Source organism: Frankia sp. Mgl5 (assembly GCF_023242985.1).
In the GTDB taxonomy this organism is placed as follows: Bacteria; Actinomycetota; Actinomycetes; order Frankiales; family Frankiaceae; genus Parafrankia; species Parafrankia soli.
On the sequence record NZ_JALKFY010000617.1, the window covers coordinates 109,561 to 126,978 of the forward strand.

At 73.8% G+C, this 17,418-nt stretch carries 12 protein-coding genes and 1 pseudogene; 5 read left to right on the forward strand and 8 right to left on the reverse strand.

Translation table 11 applies throughout. From position 1 onward, the window contains the following. Positions 1 to 16 precede the first annotated feature (16 nt). Positions 17 to 169 (forward strand): annotated as a pseudogene (locus tag MXD62_RS40715) (aminoglycoside phosphotransferase family protein); the annotation flags it as partial. Between the two features lie 81 nt (positions 170 to 250). On the opposite strand, the gene MXD62_RS16125 reads toward MXD62_RS40715, so the two are convergent. From MXD62_RS16125 to MXD62_RS16145, 5 genes are all read right to left on the reverse strand, one after another. Next, positions 251 to 1,024: a hotdog domain-containing protein gene (locus MXD62_RS16125; RefSeq protein ID WP_248830071.1), complete on the reverse strand. Its 774-nt coding sequence runs from the start codon at positions 1,022 to 1,024 to the stop codon at positions 251 to 253. A 202-nt stretch (positions 1,025 to 1,226) separates the two neighbouring features. Then, positions 1,227 to 2,180: a prephenate dehydratase gene (gene pheA / locus MXD62_RS16130; RefSeq protein WP_248830072.1), complete on the reverse strand. Its 954-nt coding sequence runs from the start codon at positions 2,178 to 2,180 to the stop codon at positions 1,227 to 1,229. 59 nt (positions 2,181 to 2,239) lie between these two features. Beyond that, positions 2,240 to 3,700: a dihydrolipoamide acetyltransferase family protein gene (locus MXD62_RS16135; protein WP_248830073.1), complete on the reverse strand. Its 1,461-nt coding sequence runs from the start codon at positions 3,698 to 3,700 to the stop codon at positions 2,240 to 2,242. A gap of 4 nt (positions 3,701 to 3,704) precedes the next feature. Then, positions 3,705 to 4,682, reverse strand: a complete 978-nt coding sequence (locus MXD62_RS16140; protein WP_248830086.1) for an alpha-ketoacid dehydrogenase subunit beta — start codon at positions 4,680 to 4,682, stop codon at positions 3,705 to 3,707. Positions 4,683 to 4,693: 11 nt separating this feature from the next. Continuing rightward, positions 4,694 to 5,986 carry a thiamine pyrophosphate-dependent enzyme gene (locus tag MXD62_RS16145; RefSeq protein ID WP_248830074.1) on the reverse strand — a complete coding sequence of 431 codons (1,293 nt, stop codon included), beginning with the start codon at positions 5,984 to 5,986 and terminating at the stop codon, positions 4,694 to 4,696. A gap of 1,192 nt (positions 5,987 to 7,178) precedes the next feature. Here MXD62_RS16145 and MXD62_RS16150 point away from each other — a divergent pair. The 3 genes from MXD62_RS16150 to MXD62_RS16160 all read left to right on the forward strand — a co-directional run bounded on the left by MXD62_RS16150 (position 7,179) and on the right by MXD62_RS16160 (position 10,145). After that, the gene (locus tag MXD62_RS16150) at positions 7,179 to 8,201 is read left to right on the forward strand and encodes a phosphotransferase (RefSeq protein ID WP_368862410.1); all 1,023 of its coding nucleotides are present in this window, start codon (positions 7,179 to 7,181) and stop codon (positions 8,199 to 8,201) included. A 105-nt stretch (positions 8,202 to 8,306) separates the two neighbouring features. Then, the gene (locus MXD62_RS16155) at positions 8,307 to 9,548 is read left to right on the forward strand and encodes a CaiB/BaiF CoA-transferase family protein (protein WP_251081786.1); all 1,242 of its coding nucleotides are present in this window, start codon (positions 8,307 to 8,309) and stop codon (positions 9,546 to 9,548) included. A gap of 84 nt (positions 9,549 to 9,632) precedes the next feature. Next, a complete protein-coding gene (locus MXD62_RS16160) occupies positions 9,633 to 10,145 on the forward strand; it encodes a hypothetical protein (RefSeq protein WP_248830077.1) in 513 nt (170 codons plus the stop codon). 614 nt (positions 10,146 to 10,759) lie between these two features. Here the strand turns inward: MXD62_RS16160 and MXD62_RS16165 are convergent. From MXD62_RS16165 to MXD62_RS16175, 3 genes are all read right to left on the reverse strand, one after another. Then, entirely contained in the window at positions 10,760 to 11,872 is a 1,113-nt protein-coding gene (locus tag MXD62_RS16165; protein ID WP_248830078.1) for a hypothetical protein, read from the reverse strand. After that, positions 11,869 to 12,396 (reverse strand): SigE family RNA polymerase sigma factor, encoded by a 528-nt coding sequence (locus MXD62_RS16170; protein ID WP_248830079.1) that lies wholly within the window; start codon positions 12,394 to 12,396, stop codon positions 11,869 to 11,871. Before MXD62_RS16170 ends, MXD62_RS16165 begins: the two co-directional genes overlap by 4 nt. A 168-nt stretch (positions 12,397 to 12,564) precedes the next feature. Next, on the reverse strand, positions 12,565 to 15,111 hold the full coding sequence (locus tag MXD62_RS16175; RefSeq protein ID WP_248830080.1) for a CoA transferase: 2,547 nt from the start codon (positions 15,109 to 15,111) through the stop codon (positions 12,565 to 12,567). Between the two features lie 635 nt (positions 15,112 to 15,746). Between MXD62_RS16175 and MXD62_RS16180 the strand changes: the two genes are divergently transcribed. Further along, positions 15,747 to 17,333, forward strand: coding sequence for a WS/DGAT domain-containing protein (locus tag MXD62_RS16180; RefSeq protein WP_248830081.1), 1,587 nt, complete (start codon positions 15,747 to 15,749; stop codon positions 17,331 to 17,333). Positions 17,334 to 17,418: the final 85 nt, after the last annotated feature.

Consider the following 17,418-nt stretch of genomic DNA (forward strand, 5'->3'; position numbering starts at 1 on the left):
GCACTTTCCCGCCGTGTTCTCGCCGGCCTCCGGCCTCGATCTCTTCGAGGCCGCCCACCGCCAGCTGGACGTCCTCGGCATCCGCACGCCACGGATCCGGCTGGTTGACCGGAGTGGCGGCCACTACCCGGCGGACGTCGCCGTGGTCGAGGACGTGCCCGGCCACAGCGGGGTATCGCCGAACACAACCTCCGCGCGGCGCTCGCCTCCCTGTCCGCGGACGTCCGTTGAACCCCTCCGAACAGGGCGGCTAGCCGAACACCCTGGTGGTGGCGAGGACGGCGAGGCGGTTGTCGCCGCCGGCGTCGCGGGCCTCGACGCGGCCGAGGCCGTCCCGTACCTGGGCCGTGGCCACGACGGGGCCGGTGCGCACCGGGCGCAGGAAGCGCAGGGCCAGGGAGGAGAGCGAGGTGCCCGGGGTCAGGGAGAGCGCCGCCTCCTCGACGGCCAGGGCGATCAGCCCGCCACTCACCGTCTGCGACGAGTTCAGCCCGTCCTCGGTGCGGGGGAGCGTGGCGACGCCCGGTTCGCGGATCTCGCAGCGTGCGCGCTCGGCCAGCGGGACCTGTAGCCGTCCTCCGCGGGGGCGGGAGGCCAGGCCGGTCTGCGCCGATGGCATGATCATCTCTGGGTTCGGGGCGGCCATGAAGGACGCGGTGCAGAACGCCAGCTCGTCGCCGCCGGCGCCGGTGAAGACCACCTCGACGCCACAGACCGACTTCCCGGCCTTGACCAGCCGAGCCACGGTGTTGATGGTCCGGGACTCGTGCAGCGGGCGGTAGACGTGCACGTCGAGGTCGAGGGTGACCGGGACCCGTGGGGCGACGGCGGCCATGACGGCATGCCCGCACGCGGTGTCGGCCCAGACGGCGAGAATGGAGGTCCGGACGCTCGGCGTGCCGGGCACGAACATCTCGGGGACGATCGCCGCCGACCCGCGCAGTTCGTCACCGACCCTGGTCAGCTCGAAACCGAGGTCGGACAGGATGTGCGTGCTCGGGCGCACGTCGCTGTCACTGCTCACGGAAGCCACGCTCCTGGTCCGGGGACGAGACGGGACGGGACGAGACGGGGAGGGTCGGGGGCACGTGACCTCGATGTCACGCCCGACGGCCGGAGCGCGCCGTCGCTGGCCTCGTCCTCCCCGGCAGCCGCCGGAGCAGGTGCTCCGCGCACCACACTAAGCAAATATCGACGTCACAATCAAAGGAACGTGGCCGCCACGATCAGGTCTCCCAGTCCCCGTCGTCGCCGGTCAGGCAGGTGGAGAGCCAGTCCGCGGCCTCGACGAAGTCGTGCCCCGTCAGCCGCTGGCCCGCGGGCGGGGCGGGGCGGTCGGCACGGGGATAGGAACCCAGGAACCGGATCTTCCGGCAGATCCGGTGCAGCCCCATCAGGGCCTCGCTGACCCCGCGGCCGCTGACATGCCCCTCCGCGTCGATCGAGAAGCAGTACCGGCCCAGCCCCTCACCGGTCGGCCGGGACTCGATCCGGACCAGGTTGACCTTGCGGACCGCCCACTCCTGCAGCAGCGCCAGCAGCGCGCCCGGCTCGTCCTCGGTCGGCCACACCACGATGGACGTCTTGTCCGCGCGCGTCGGCGCGGTCGTCGGGCCGGGACGTCCGAGCAGGACGAACCGGGTCGTGGCGTCGGCGGCGTCGTTGACGTTGGTCAGCAGCGCCTCCAGGCCGTAGCGCCGCGCCGTGAACTCCCCGGCGAAGCAGCAGTCGAACCGCCCGTCCCGAACCAGCCTGGCTCCCTCGGCGTTGGACGCCGCCGACTCCCACTCCGCGTGCGGCAGGTTCGCCGCCAGCCACCGGCGTACCTGGGCCTGGGCGACCGAGTGGCCGGTGACCGTCTTGACGTCGTCCAGCGTCGTGCCCGGCCGCACCAGCAGCGCGAAGCTGATCGGCAGCAGCACCTCGCGGCGGATGACCAGCGGCCGGCCGGTCGCCAGCTCGTCCAGCGTGGCGGTGACCGCGCCCTCCACCGAGTTCTCGATCGGCACCAGCGCCGCGGCGGCGTCCTCGTTGCGCACCGCGTCCAGCGCCGCCGCCACCGACATGGACGGGAACAGCTCGTGGGTCGCCGCCTCCGGCAGCGTGCGCAGCGCGGCTTCGGTGAAAGTCCCCTCAGGGCCCAGGTAGGTGAGGCGGGCGTGCGGGGCGTGGGCAGGCAAGACGTGTCTCCTGGGACCGGTTCGGCGGCGGTCGTCGCCTGCGGGGTGAAGGTCGGCGGTCACAGGTGGCGGAGGAGCGTCGTGGGGTTCTCGACCGCGTCGGCGACGAAGCGCAGGAAGGCACCGGCGGTGGCGCCGTCGCAGACCCGGTGGTCGAACGTGAACGAGAGCTGGGTGATCCGGCGGACGGCCAGCTCGCCGTCCACCGCCCATGGCCTGGGGAGGATCCGGCCGATGCCGATCATGGCCACCTCGGGATGGTTCACGATGGGCGTGGCGCCGTCGACGCCGAAGACGCCGTAGTTGTTCAGGGTGAACGTGCCGCCGGTCAGCTCGGCGGGGGTGAGCCGGCCCGCCCGGGCGGCGGCGGTCAGCCGGGTCATCTCGGCGGCCAGGCTGGCGGTGGTGTGGCCCTGGGCGTCGCGTACCACCGGAACGACGAGCCCGCGCGGGGTCTGCGCGGCGAACCCGAGGTGGACGGCGCGGTGCCGGCGCACCCCGGTCGCGCGGCCGTCGGCGTCGGTGACGACGGTCGAGTTCAGGTCGGGGAAGCGGCGCAGCGCGGCGACGCAGACCCGGGCCAGCAACGCCAGCACGCCGACGCGGGGCTCGGCGCCGCCCGCGTTGAGGGCGTCCCGGGCGGCGAGCAGCTCGGTGGCGTCCGCGTCGACCCAGGTGGTCGCGTCCGGCACCTCGCGCCGGCTGCGCCCGAACGCCTCCGCCGCGCGCCGCGCCAGCGGGCTCAACGGGACGACGTCCGCGACGTCCGCGACGTCCGCGCCGTCCGGGCCGGCCAGGTCCGTCGGTGCGGTCGGTGCGGCCGGGGTCGCCAGGTCCGCCGGGGTGGCCGGGCCGGTTCGGGTGGCCGCGGTGATGGCCGCCTCGACGTCCCGGCGGCGGATCAGGCCGTCCGGGCCGGTGCCGGTGAGCTCACGCAGGTCGACGGCGTTGTCCCGGGCTAGCCGCCGGACCAGCGGCGAGATCACCTTGACCGCCTGCCGGGCGTCACGCGCCGTCGGCATCGGCGCGGGTGGCATTGGCGTCGGTGGCATCGGCGCGGGTGGCGTCGACGGCAGGGGCACCGGGGCGGTCGTACCGACCGGCGACCGGTCAACGCGGCCGGCGCGGCTCGCGCGGCCGGCACGGCTGGTCGGCGCGGGCTCGGCGCGGGGGCCGTATCCGATGAGGACCCTGCCGGACCCTCCGCCCGCCGACCCCGGAGCGCCGTCCGCGCCGTCCGGGCCGTCCGGGCCGTTCGCCGGCTGTTCCGCGGGTTCGTCGACCGTCACGATGATCAGCGGGGTGCCGACCGGGACGGCGGTGCCGGGCGGGCCGGCGAGCGCGGTGACGACGCCCGCGTGCGGGCACGGCACCTCGACGACCGCCTTCGCCGTCTCGACCTCGGCCACCGGCTGGTCGACGACGATGACGTCCCCGATGCCGACCATCCAGCGGACGATCTCGGCGGAGGTCAGCCCCTCGCCGAGGTCCGGGAGGGCGAATTCGAGTACCGCGGCCACGGTGTCACTGCTCCCACTGGAGTCGGGCGACGGCGTCGAGGACGCGGTCGACGCTGGGAAGGTAGTGATGCTCGAGCATCGGCGGCGGGTACGGGATGTCGAACCCGGTCACCCGCAGCACCGGGGCGGCCAGGTGGTGGAAGCACCGTTCGGTGACCCGGGCGGCGATCTCCGCGCCGACGCCGCCGAAACCCGCGGCCTCGTGCACCACGATCGCGCGCCCGGTGGCCCGGACCGCCGCGCAGACCGTCTCGTCGTCGAAGGGCACCAGCGAGCGCAGGTCGACGACCGCCAGGTCCCAGCCCTCCGCGACCGCGGCCTCGGCGGCCCGCAGGCACACCGGCAGCGCCGGGCCGTAGGTCAGCAGCGTCGCCGAGGTGCCGGGCCGGCGGACGGCCGCCCGTCCGATCGGCCCGACCTCGGCGCGGGCGACCTCGGCGGGGGAGAGCCCGTCCTCGGTGGACCAGTAGAGCCGCTTGGGCTCCAGGAAGACGACCGGGTCGTCCGACGCGATCGCGGCGCGCAGCAGGCCGTAGCTGTCGGTGACGGTGGCCGGGGTGACCACGTGCAGTCCGGGGGTGTGCGCGTAGTACGCCTCGCTGGAGTCGCTGTGATGCTCCACGCCGCCGATGCCCCCGCCGTATGGGACGCGGATCGTCACCGGCAGCGACACCGCTCCGCCGGTGCGGTTGCGCATCTTCGCCACGTGCGACGCGAGCTGCTCGAACGCCGGGTACGCGAAGGCGTCGAACTGCATCTCGACGACGGGCCGCAGCCCGTACATCGCCATGCCCACCGCGGTGCCGAGGATGCCCGCCTCGGCCAGCGGGGTGTCGAGGCAGCGCTGCGTCCCGAACTCGGCGGCGAGGCCGTCGGTGACCCGGAACACGCCGCCGAGCGCACCGACGTCCTCACCGAGCACGTGGACGTCGGGATCCGCCCGCAGCGAGTCGCGCAGCGCGGCGTTGAGCGCCTGCACCATCGTCGCCGCGCTCACCGGGCCTCGCCCCCGGCCAGGCCGGTGCCTGCCTGATTGCTGCCTGCCTGGTTGGTGCCCGCGTGGTCGGTGTCCGTGTGGTCGGTGTCCGTGTGGTCGGTGTCCGCGTGGTCGGTCTCGGCGGCGATGCGGGCGGCCAGTTCGGCGGCCTGCTCCCGCAGCTGGCTGGTCGGACGGGCGTAGACGTGCGCGAACAGCGAGGCCGGGTCCACCGCGGGGGGCTCGGCGCCGAACTCGGAGCGCATCTCGGCGGCGAGCTCCTCGGCCGCCGCGGCCACGGCGGCGGCCGCGGGGTCGTCGAGGAGGCCGGCGTCGCGAAGATGCCGCTCGAGCAGTGTCACCGGATCCCGGGCCTGCCAGGAGGCGACCTCCTGCGCCGTGCGGTACCGGGTCGCGTCGTCGGCGCTGGTGTGCGCGTCCATCCGGTAGGTGACCGCCTCGACCAGCACCGGCCCCCGTCCCGCCCGCGCGTGCTCGACCGCGGCGCCGAGCACGGTGTGCACCGCCGGGGCGTCGTTACCGTCGACGAGACGTCCGGTGACGCCGTAACCCACCGCCTTGTGCGCCAGCGTCGGCGCCGCGGACTGCCGCGCCAGCGGCACCGAGATCGCGTAGCCGTTGTTCTGCACCAGGAACACCACCGGCGCGTTCAGCACCCCCGCGAAGGTCAGCGCCTCGTGGAAGTCACCCTCGCTGGTGGCACCGTCGCCGACGAGGGCGAGCGCCACGACGTCGCGCGGTGCCCCCGGATCGGACGCCGCGCGCAGCCGGGCGGCGTGCGCCAGCCCGACCGCGTGGCAGGCCTGGGTGGCCAGCGGGGTCGCCAGCGGCGCGATCCGGTGCTCCCGCGGGTCGTACCCACCGTGCGTGTGCCCCCGCATCATGGCCAGGACGTCCGCCGGCCGCACCCCGCGCGACACCACCGCCAGCGTGTCGCGGTAGGTCGGGAACAGCCAGTCCGTCTCCCGCAGCACCATCGCCGGGGCGATCTGGCACGCCTCCTGCCCGGTGGAGGCCGGGTAGACCGCGATGCGGCCCTGCCGGGCCAGGGTGGTGGCCTGCTGGTTGTAGCGACGTCCCAGCACCAGGCGGCGGTGGAGCGCGCGCAGCAGCTCGGCGTCGAGCGCCCGCGCCGCCGGCGTGCCTAGCACCCGGGCCGGTTCGGGACCAGGCAGCAACGGCCCCGGGTCACGCCGCGGACCGTGGTAGACCGGACCGCGGTCGGTCGGGCCGTGGGAGCCTGGCGGCCCGGCGAGGCCGGACGCGGCGCTGGCGTCGAGGATCGTCATGGTCCACCTTCGGCAGTTGGCGGCGGAAAGGGTTCGAATGCGGCCCGTCGCCGGCTCTGCAGCCCGACCGAGATGCGGCGGTGCCCCTCACCACCCTGGTGAGCCGCCAACGCGAGGTCCGACGTTCAGGAAACGAGATGTGGCCAGCGGTGGCCGGGCGCGAGCTGTTCAGGTTCGCCGGCATGCCCGGTTCGGGCGCTGTCCGTGATCACGATCCTTCTCCGCTCGACTTCTTGGCGCTGGCTGGGCTTCGCGGCTTCCCGTTGACGGTATCCAGGTGGTAGCCGGCCGCTGCCAACCGATTTTCCGCCTCTGCTCGACGGCTGGACCGTGTTCAGAATCACCCTGGGGGTTCGGGCATGGCATCAGCTGCGTGGGTCATGTCGTAGGGAAACACGGGTAGAATCTTGCGGTTGTTCTCCGCGTGACACCTTGACTACCCGGTTTTCCGGTAATAGTGGTGGCATTTCAAGGGCTGGCCGGCGCTTGCCGATCAGCCTCGTTTCTGTTCCTGTTTTGCCTGGTCAGAGGCATGATCGAAGTCTGTCGGCCGGAATTTTCCGCAGTGGATGTGAGTAGTGCGGCACGGTATCCGCTGGCCGTGACGCGCAGTGCTCCCACGGGCCGGATGTCCAATTTCCGGGCAGCCGCGGCGTCGCCTGAATCCGCCGGACTTTCGGCCCTCCCGACCTGTGACCAGGGTCTCCGTCGGGGCCGCCGAAAGTGCCCTCGACGATTGTCGTCCTGCCGTCCGGACCCGTTTCAGATCCTATTGGGTTGGGACGGACGAGCCAAAGCGCCCGGCCGGCCGGCTGAATGGCTCCGCCGGCGCTCCGAGTGCTGCTTCTGCCCCCGTGCAGGTGTCGCCGTCCGCACCCGGCCCCAGAGCAAGATCGAAGCGTGGCGGCGGAGAAGCGCGGCGGCTGGGTGAGTCCATAGGCTCGCTGACTCGCCACACATCAACTGCGCACACTCCGGGGTGCCCGCCGAGTCGAGGTGTGTGGCTGAACGTGTGTTCTTGGTGGGCTGTCGTTGTTTGCTGTTCGGGGGGGTGGTGGTGGGGAGGAGGTGGATCTTGACGGCTTGGCTGAGTGAACGCATACTCGCCCGAATGTCGAACGGTGGGAACGGCGGACCGGAACCGAAGGCACTCCCGATACCGGCGGACTGGGGTGACGTCACTCCCGCCTGGATGGCGGCGGCGCTCGCCAGCCGGCACCCGGGCGCGGAGGTCGGTGAGGTCAGGCTGGTCCTCCGGGACGACGGCAACAACCGCCGTGCCCGGTTCGGCGTCACCTACAGCGCGGGCACCGGCCCGGCCACCGTGTTCTGCAAGGCGGAGGGCCTCGGCGAGCACCGGGTGCTGCACCGGAACAACGGGAACATGTTCAACGAGCCGGACCTGTTCGCGTCCGGCGCCCCCCTCCCGGTCGATCATCCCGCCTCGTACCTGGTCGTCATCGACCGTCCGGCCGAGGACTACGTGATCGTCATGGAGGACGTGACCGGGCGCGGTGCCGATCCTCGCGACGCCACCCGGCCGATGACACCCGACCAGGTCGCGCACGGGCTGCGCGGGCTCGCCCGGCTGCACAGCCGGTACTGGGGGTTCTCCGGCGAGACGAACCCGGAGCTGGCCTGGGTACGGACCTGGGAGGCGACCGAGGGCTTCGCCGGGGCTCTGCGCACGCGCGTGCCGACCGGGGTCGAGCGCGGCATCGACCTGCTGCCCGACGAGGTCAGGTCGCGCAGCGCCGACGAGCTCGTCGGGCTGTGGTGGCGCTACGTGGAGTCGCTGGCCGCGGACCCGCCGACCCTGCTGCACGGAGACGCCCACATCGGCAACACCTACGTCCTGCCCGACGGCGACGTCGGGTTCCTCGACTGGCAGGTGGCGCGGCGCGGCGGCTGGTCGCAGGACGTCGGCTACTTCCTGGTGGGCTCGCTGACGGTGGCGGACCGGCGTGAGCACGAGGCCGACCTGGTCGCGGAGTACCTGGGGGCGCTGGAACTGCCGGGGGAGCGGCGCCCGTCGCTGGAGGCCGGCTGGCTGTCCTACCGTGCCTCGGCGGCCTACGGTCTCGCGGTGTGGCTGTCGACGCTGGGGACCGACGGCTGGCAGCGCCGGGACGTCTCGCTCGCCCTCGCCGAGCGGTACGGGGCGGCGTTCGTCGAGCTGGAGACCGAGGCGGCGCTGGATCGCCTGAGCCCCTGAGCCCCTGAGCCCCTGAGCACCAGCGCCCCTGAGCACCCGCGCCGGCGGCGCCCGGTCGTTGCGGGCCATAAAAAAGTGAACGTACACTTATCGGCTGTGTATCCGTTGTCTGAGCGCAAGGACGGTAAGCCGGGAAGCGGGCCGCTGGCGGGCGTGAAGGTCGTCGAGCTCGCCGGCCGCGGGCCGGGGCCCTTCGGCGCGATGATCCTCGCCGATCTGGGGGCCGAGGTCGTCCGCGTCGCCCGGCTCGAGGACGTCGCGCCGAGCGAGGAGGAGAGCGCGACCGAGCGCTCCCTGAAGGGGCACCGCCGTATCGACCTGCTGACCCGCGGACGCCGGTCCGTCGCGCTCGACCTCAAGCATCCCGGCGGCGTCGAGGCCGTCCTGCGGATGGTCGACCGGGCGGACGTCCTCGTCGAGGGGTACCGGCCGGGGGTGGCCGAGCGGCTCGGGCTGGGGCCGGACGAGTGCCTCTGGCGCAACCCCCGGCTGGTGTACGCGCGGATGACCGGCTTCGGGCAGGAGGGCCCCTACGCCCGCAGCCCCGGGCACGACATCAACTATGTCGCCCTCGCCGGGGCGCTCGAGCCGCTGCGCCGGCCCGGCCAGCCGCCGGCCCCGCCGCTGAACCTGCTCGGCGACTTCGGCGGCGGCGGGATGCTGCTGGTCATCGGCGTGCTCGGCGCGCTGGTCGAGCGGGCCCGGTCGGGGCTCGGCCAGGTCGTCGACGCCGCGATGGTCGACGGCGTCGCGCTGCTGACCACCCTGTTCCACGGGATGCGCGCCGAGGGGCTGTGGTCCGACGAGCCGGGCACGAACATCCTCAGCCTGGCGGCCCCGTTCTACAACGTCTACGAGACGTCCGACGGCCGGCATGTCGCGGTCGGGGCGGGCGAGCACCAGTTCTACGCGGAGCTGCTCCAGCGGCTCGGCCTCGGTGACGAGCTGCTCCGCCAGCAGGGCGACCCGGCGAGCTGGCCGGCCGGCCGGGCCGCGCTGGAGGCCGTCTTCCGCACCCGCACGCTGGCGGAGTGGAGCGCCGAGCTGGAGGGCACCGACACCTGCTTCACCCCGGTGCTGACGATGGAGGAGGCCACCCGCCACCCACACAACGTCGAGCGGCAGACCTTCGTCGAGGTGGACGGCGTCGTCCAGCCGGCACCCGCCCCACGATTCAGCCGGACCCCGGCGGGGCCGGGTGGGCCACCCGCGGCAGCGGGCCAGCACACCCGGGAGGTCCTGCTCGACTGGGGCTTCGCGGCGGACGAGCTGGACGCGCTGCTCGCCTCCGGCGCGGCCCGCCAGGCCCCCACCCGCGAGACGCCCGGCGGCGACAGGCCGACGTGATCACCCGAGCCGGTCGAGCCGGTCGAGTCAGTCGAGCCGGCCAAGCCACTCGCGCATCCCGCTGACCGGGGCACCGAAGCCCCGGTGCCGGGGCTGGTGGAGGGCCGCCATCCCGACGGCGTCGCCACGAGCTCCAGCACGCCGCTCACGGTCGTGCCCGCCCGCGGCGCCCCGGCGGGCGCGCTGGGCGCGGCGGGGTCGCGCAGCTCGTACCCGGCCATGGCCTCGGTCCCGCTCAGGAAGACGACCGGCGTGACCCGGTCCACCGCGAGACCCGCGACCCCACCGGCCTGGCCGACCCCATCGACCTGGCCGGCCCAACCGGCCTGCCCGGTCCCACCCGCGGCGGGCGGGCCGCTGCCGGCCGATCGCCCCGTGCCGAAACAGGCCCGCACCGCGGCCTCGACCGACCTCCGCGCGCCCGCCGCGTCGGGTGGGCCCGGCGGCACCGGGCCCGCCACGAGGCTGTCCGCGATCCGGGCGACCTCGTCCGCCCTGCCCCCGCCGACGCTGAGCACGAGACCTGGCCCGGGACTCCACCGCAGCGAGAACGACCGTCGGTCACCGATCCCGGTGCTGAGGAGGAACCCGTCGTGACCGTCGACGACGGCGGGCAGCACCGTGTCCCAGCCGTCGCTCGGAGCGTGCGCCACCTCGGCGGCCAGGTCGACCGCCGGGCCGCGCCGGACACCGATCCCGTACGTCGCCGGCCCCACCGGGAGGTCCCCACCGGCACCGGGGCTCCCGGCACTGGCGTTGACAGGTCGGGCGCTGGCAAGCCGGGTGCTCGCGTCGCCGGCGGGCGCGGCGGCGTAGACCACCCGCACCTCGAAATGGTCGCGCCGCGGGCCGCGGACGTCCCGGAAGTACTCGCCCTCGCGCGACTGCCGGCGGAACCCGGCGGGAACCCCCCCCCCCCCCCCCCCCCCCCCCCCGGGCGGTCACCCCCCCGCCCCCCCCCCCCCCCAGGGGGCCCGGGACCTCCGCCACGGCGCCGGGGGGGCGGGGCGCGTCATGGGTGGCGCGCTGCTTCGCCGGTACGACGGTGCTGGTGGCAAGGACGGTGCTGGTGGCAAGGACGGTGCTGACAGCTAGGACGGCCGCCAGCATCACGGCCGCGACGACTACGGGTAACCTCCGGAGCCGCCAGGCATCGGGGACGGCTGTGGTGTACTCGGACCCGTCGGAGGGACGGCCCCGATGTCTCCTGGTCACGAGATGGTGATCGGTGAGCAGATCAGTGCCCACGTCATGTGGGTGCAGTAGTCCTGTTTCCGGACCTTCCACCCGTCGGCGGTTCGGATCATGCGGACGGAGGGGGACCATACGACTTTGCTCGTCGCGCGGCCCTGCCATTCCTGGGCGTTGATCAGAAGGGTGATCATTGCTTCGGTCTCGCTCAGGAAGGTGACCGGCCCGGCCGACGTCACCTGGATGCTCTCTACCCGCTTCCGATCGGTCCGTACCGCCTCGTCCATGGCCGCGCGCAGGCCGTCGCCGCCCTCCACCCGGTCGAGGGCGGCCCACGGGGCCGTTCCGGAGCCGGGGGTGAAGGCATCACGCGCCGCCTGCTCGACCTGGAGCGACTGTCCCGGGTCCCGGGGACCGTGCGGCGCCGGCCCGACGACGAGACTCTCTGCGATCTTTCGTACGCCGGCCTTCGACGGCCCCCGCACGGTGAGCACCACCGCCGGCTCTGGACTCCAGGCCAGCAAGTAGATCAGGTTCTCCGTGCCGTCGCTCGTCGTGTACGCATAGGTCCGGTGGCCACCCACACCCGATGTCAGTCTCGGTCTCCCCAGGACGGGGTGTACGACGACTTCGTTCAGCTGCCGCATCCTGGCCTCAAGATCTACTCTGGGATCGCGGCTGACCGTCACCGTGTAGTTCGGGCTGTCCGGTGTGTATCGGACGTTGGAGGGGGAGAACCTCCCGGTCGTCGGAAGGCTGCTGTAGTCGGTGGCAACGAGGTCCGAGCCCAGTCCCAAGAGGGACTCGGGCTGGCGGGAGCGCACGCCGTAGCCGTCGGGAAGCCAGTGGACGTCCACCCCGTAGGCCGTGTCGAGCGGCGGGCTCAGGACGCTGACGTCGGCGGGGTACGCCGCTGATCCCCTCTCGGGGAGGACCTGTGGAATGACCACCGCGCCGACGGCCGCGACGGCCAGCGCCATGGCGGCGGCGAGCGCCTTGCGCCGTCGACGGCGGCGTCCGCGTTCGATCACGTGTCGCGCCAGGCCGGATGGCTGCTGGATGGTCCGGGCGGCCGAGGTCATCGTCGCGCGCAGGTGCAGCTCGAACCCGGTGTCCGGGTCTGGGTCAGTCATGGGGTGCTGCTCCTTTCCGCTGGGGTGTACTCGGGGCCGAGGACGGTGCGCAGCCGGGCGAGGCCGCGGGCGGCGTGGGTTTTGACGCTGCCCGGGGTGCAGCCGACGGCGGTCGCTATCTGGGTCTCGGTGAGGTCGTCGAAGTAGCGCAGCACGATCACGGCGCGTTGGCGCGGTGGGAGCTGGCGCAGCGCGGTGAACAGCTGGTCGCGGGTGGAGAGCGCGTCCGTGCTGTCCGGGGTGCTGTCCGCGATCGGCTCCGTGGCGGTGTCGAGCGGGTCCTCGCGGAAGCGCCGCCGGCGCCGTCGGCTGGCGGCGGCGTTGACGAGCGCCCGCCGCACGTAGGCGTCGGGGTCGTCGACGCGGCGCCAGTATCGGTAGACGCGCAGCAGGACGTCCTGGAGCAGGTCCTCGCCCGTGTGCGGGTCACCGGCCAGGAAGACGGCGGTGCGCAGCATCGCGGTGCCGCGGGTGGCGACGAAGAGCTCGAACGTCGCCGTCTTCGAGGCGGAGCGTTCCGCCATTGATGCCCCTCCCAGCCGCCGTCCTCGGCTCCCCACTGGATGCCGCCGGAACGTCAGTCACCTTCAAGACGCAGGCGGGTGGGAAATCGGTGGACATGCGACCCGAGGAAATGCGAAAAAATTGTGCGGACGGCCCCGGACGGGAAACCGGGGCCGTCCGCACCCGGGTCAGCCGACGGGCACGGCCTCCGGCTGGGGGATGGTGCCGGCGGCGACCAGGGCGGCCCGTTCGTCGGCGTCGAAACCAAGAGCGTCGAGCACCTCGTGGGTGTGCTCGCCCAGTCGGGGGATGGCCCGCGGGGCGGCGGGCCGGGCCGCCGGGCCGAGCCGGAGGGGGAACGCCGGCTGGTCGAGCCGGCCCCGCTCACCCCAGTCGAAGCTGACGACCCGGCCGAGCTGCTGGTTGACCGGGTCGTCGACCAGCCGGTCGATGAAGCCCGTACGGTCCACCTCGGCGACGAGTTCCGCGGGTACCCCAGCCGCCTGGAGCCGGGCCACCCAGTCCGCGGCGGCACCGGTGCGGAACACCGCCTCCAGCAGCTCCTCGGCGGGCTGGCGCTCGCCGCGGCGGGTCCGCAGCGGCGGCGGGTCCTGCGGCAGGCCGACGTCCGCGGCGCCCTTGCCCGTCACGGCCTCTCCTGTCGCGACCCCGCCCGCCACGACCTCGCGCAGCCGCTGCCACGCCGCCGCGTCGGGCACCGCGAGGGCGAGCCACGCGCCGTCGCCGCACCGGTAGATCCGGTACGCCGCGCCGTAGCCGGTCTGGTCGTGGTCCAGGACCGGGCCCTCGACGACGGCGCCGTCCGCGACGAACGCGCCGGACTTCAGCATCAGCGCCGCGCCGAGCAGGGACGTCTCCACCGACTGGCCCGCGCCGCCGCGGCGGCGCGCGTACAGGCCGGCGAGTACCGCGCAGGCCGCCACCCATCCGCTGGTGACGTCGATCGCGCCCCAGACGAGGAACGTCGGCGGCTGGTCCGTCCCGCCCTGGGACGCCTCGACGCCGGACAGCGCCTGCATCAGGTGGTCGTTGGCGGGCAGGAGGGCGCGGGGGCCGGTCGCCCCGAACCCGCTGGAGTGGCTGTAGACGACGTCGGGGTTGACGGCGCGCACCGTCGCCTCGTCGTAGCCGAGCCGGTCGGCGAGGCCCACCCGCGAGTTGTGGTGGACGACGTCGCTCCAGCGGAACAGCCGGGCGAGGACGTCCGCGGCGCCGGGCGCCTTCATGTTCATCGCGACGGCCCGCTTGCCGCGCTGGCCGGCGGCGAACATGGGCTCCATGCCGCGGTGGACGTCCCCGGTGCCCGGCTCCAGCTTGATCACGTCGGCGCCGAGCTCGGCGAGGATCAGCGGGGCGATCGGCCCGGCGAGGTAGGCCGACACGTCGAGGACCCGGACGCCGGTGAGCAGCCGCGCGCCCGGGTCGGGCCGGCTCGGGCCGCCCGCCGCGCCCGCCCCGGTCTGAGCGCTCGGTGTCAACGCGGCGCCTGGTGTCAACGCGGCGTCTGGTGCTGACGCGGCGTCTGGTGCCGGCCTGGCGCCCGGTGCCGACGCCGTGCCCGGTGCCGACGCGGTGCCCCACGGCTTCACCCGGCCGACCGGCCCCAGTGCCGTGATCGTGCCGCGGTCGGGATCGTCGCGCTCCACGCTCAGCCCGATCTGCCGGACGTGCGGGTCCAGCAGCGCCTCGCCGGGGCGGAGCACCGGCTCGCAGCGGAAGTTCGCCCCGGCGAGGTCCCGCAGCCACCAGGACCGGTCGCGGGTCGCGAACGCGCGCGTCCACCGCTCGCTGCGGTCGGCCATCGCGCCGGACACCAGGTCGGCGGTGTAGCCGTTCTCGCTCGGCGGCTCGTTCATGTGCTCGAGGAACGCCTCGTAGGCGCCCTTGGCGCCGAACCACAGCTGGACGTACCCGCCGTCGGCGCACCGGTACGCCAGCGTCTCCGCGGGCCCCTGCTCCTTCCAGAGCAGCCTGATCGACGGCGAGGAGTTCTCCACCCGCCCGATGATCATCGGGAGGATCGCCTGGAGGCCGTCGACGAGCGAGGTCTCGGCCCAGCCGCCGCGGCCGGTCGACTCCCGCTCGTAGAGCCCGGCCAGGGCGCCCACCGTCGCCGCGAGGCCGGCGCCCGCGCTGGCGACGGTGAGGTCGGCGAACACCGGGCCGGGACGGTTCGCCCTGATCTGGGTGAGCAGGCCGGACCGGGCCGCGAGGAGGATCTCCAGGCCCTCGGTTCCGCCCCCCGCGTTGAAACCGTCCCCGACGCGGACGGCGACCAGCCGCGGGTTGGCCCGGCCGAGGTCCGCGCTGCCCAGCCCCCGAAGCTCGATCGCCTCCTCCGGCCCGGCCAGGAAGACCACGTCGGCGTCGCGGGTGAGCGCGGCGATGGTCTCCGCTGCCGCGGGCTCACCCTCGTCCACCTCGATGATCTGCTTGCCGTGATCCCAGACCCGGCTGAATTCCACCCCGGCGTCCAGGGTGGGACGGTGGCGCGAGCGCACCCGCGTCACCCGCGCGCCGAAGTCGCGCAGCAGCGCGCCGGGGAGGCTGGCGGCCAGCCCCGCGCCGACCGCGCTGACCCCCAGGGCGACCTCGACCACCCGGATCCCGGCCAACGGAGCGGCGCTGTCGGTGCCGGTGGTGCCGGTGGTGCTCGTGGTGCCGTCGGCCGACTGCGGTAACTCCGAGTCCGATCGTGATGTTGCCGTGCTCATCGAGCCCCTCCAACCGGTGGCGGCCGGCGGGACCCGCCAGCCGAGGGAGATTTTCGACGTAGACGTCGGCCAACTCTCTCCGGTGGGCGGAGGGGCGTGCAAGGCTGCCGTTCGCGACCTCCCGGTGGCCTGACCTGCGAGGCCCGCCGCTCTGACCAGCAGGGGCCCGCCCCATGGCCCGCGGTGCGTGCGGCACCTCGCCGGCGTGACCCGTGATGCCTCGCTGGCGTGACCCGCGATGCGCCGCCGGCATGACCTGCGGCGGCCGGCGATGTGACCTGCGGTGCCACGCTGGCGTGACCTGCGGTGGCCTGAGCAGCTCACCCGATTCGCCCGGTTCGACCGCTTTGTGGCACTTTCGTGCGCGCGGCCGAATGTACCGTGGTCATAGCCGGACGCGGTGTATCCGCTGGTCATCCCCGTTGATCGCTCCCGGTCGCCACCTGCTTGCTGTGCGTCCCGAATTCGCAGCGAGAGACCTCCGCCACAACTGCGGATGTACCTATCGGTACGGGCAGTAATCGGTGCATGGGTATAGGTATCTCTCGCGCACAGTTGCGCCGATCCGCCAGGACCGTTGATCAGTTGGTTTCGGCCTGTACCCAACGCCCGCGGACGGGTTGGGGAAGCGTCTGATGGGTCTGCTCGACGCGATCACGAACATGGGTCACACACCGGCACACGTCCGCCCGCTGACCCCGGGCGACCGCGCCTATCTCGCCTTCGTCCGGCGCAATCCCGGTGAGCACCAGGACATCGGCGCGCTGCTGCACTTCGACGGCCCCCCGCTGGACCTGCCGGCCCTGCGGGCCCACGTGGCCGAGCGGCTGCGCGACCCGCGGGCCCGGATGCTGACCGACCGTCTCGACACGGTGCGGGTCTGGTCCCCCGAGCGGGGCGCGTCGGCCGAGGAGACCCGCTGGGTCTCCGACCCCGACATGAACCTCGACGACCACGTCGTCGCCTTCGACCTGCCCCCCGCCGACGGGGACGCCACGGCGGGGCAGGCTGCCGACGCGTCCCACGACGCCCGGCTGCGGGCCGCCGTCGACGCGATCGTCGCCCGGCCGATCGACCTCACCCGGCCGCCGTGGATGCTCTACCTCCTGCGCGACCCGACCCCGGGCGCGACGGGCACCGCGCTGGTCTACCGCTCCAGCCACGTCCAGCAGGACGGCTTCGCGCTCTACCGGGTGATGTACCTGCTGTTCGGCGAGAGCGACGAGGTCGATCTCGGGCTGGCGCCGACGATCCGCCGCCCCCGCCCGGCCGACTACGCCCGGTTCGTCGGCCGCGGGATCTCCTGCCTGCTGCCGACCCGGCGCCTCGAGTCCTGGGGCGGCCCGCCGAGCGGCCCGGCCCGGCACACCTGGGTGACCACGGAACTCGCCACGCTGCGCGCGGTGGCCCGCCAGCACGGCGTCACCGTGAACGACGTCTACCTCGCGGCGCTCGCCGGAGCGCTGCGCGCCTGGTCGCTGCCGGAGTGGGAACGCAGCGGCCGCCAGGTGCACGCGCTGATGCCCATCAGCATCCGCTCCGCGGCCGAACAGGACGTCCTGTCGAACCACAGCACCGGGGCGCGCGTCCCGCTGTTCTGCGGTGAGCCCGACCCGGCCCGGCGGGTGGCCATGATCGCGGCGGAGACCCGCCGGATGAAGCAGGGCGGGCTGGGCCTGGTGGAGCGCCAGCACTTCCCGCTCATGGCGGCGAAGGCCTCCCAGCGCATGCTCGCGAACGTCGGCAGCTACCCGGCCCAGATCAACAAGATGGCGCTGGTGGCGACCAACGCCCGGTCGATCCGCGGCCCGCTCTCCATCGCCGGCCGCCGGATGACCGGGCTGATCGGCATGGGCCCGCTGCTCGTCGGACGTCAGCACCTGGCCGTGGCGATGTTCGGCGTGGACGACCGGGTCGGGGTCACGTTCGTGGCCAGTGAGAGCGTTCCGGACCACGCCCGGCTCGCCGATCTGTGGCTGGCCGAGCTGGCCGCGCTGGGCCGGTCCGACTCGCCCGTCGGGGTGAGCGTGCCGACCCAGCGCCTGTCCTCGGCGTCGGCCGCGGTGACGGCCGTCATGGCCGGCGCGGGGCCCGGCGCCGTCTCCGGCGCTGTCTCAGGTGCCGTCTCGGGTGCGGTGACCGGTGCCGTCCGGACCGAGGTCGGCGCCCTCATCCGCCCCTGGCGCCGCCGCCCCACCACCCCGGCAGCCCCCGCCATGTGACTCTCACGTGACCTGTCGGAACCGGCCCCGCGGCGGGTCCAGCGAAGCGTGGCGGGTGAGTGAGTCCATGGACTCACTCACCCGC

Excerpts from the sequence above, each read along its gene's own strand:
- MXD62_RS16145 (WP_248830074.1), bottom strand. The coding sequence starts at position 5,986 with ATGACGATCCTCGACGCCAGCGCCGCGTCCGGCCTCGCCGGGCCGCCA.
- MXD62_RS16170 (WP_248830079.1), bottom strand. The coding sequence starts at position 12,396 with ATGGCGGAACGCTCCGCCTCGAAGACGGCGACGTTCGAGCTCTTCGTC.
- MXD62_RS16165 (WP_248830078.1), bottom strand. The coding sequence starts at position 11,872 with ATGACTGACCCAGACCCGGACACCGGGTTCGAGCTGCACCTGCGCGCG.
- MXD62_RS16140 (WP_248830086.1), bottom strand. The coding sequence starts at position 4,682 with ATGGTGCAGGCGCTCAACGCCGCGCTGCGCGACTCGCTGCGGGCGGAT.
- MXD62_RS16175 (WP_248830080.1), bottom strand. The coding sequence starts at position 15,111 with ATGAGCACGGCAACATCACGATCGGACTCGGAGTTACCGCAGTCGGCC.
- MXD62_RS16150 (WP_368862410.1), top strand. The coding sequence starts at position 7,179 with ATGGCGGCGGCGCTCGCCAGCCGGCACCCGGGCGCGGAGGTCGGTGAG.
- MXD62_RS16180 (WP_248830081.1), top strand. The coding sequence starts at position 15,747 with ATGGGTCTGCTCGACGCGATCACGAACATGGGTCACACACCGGCACAC.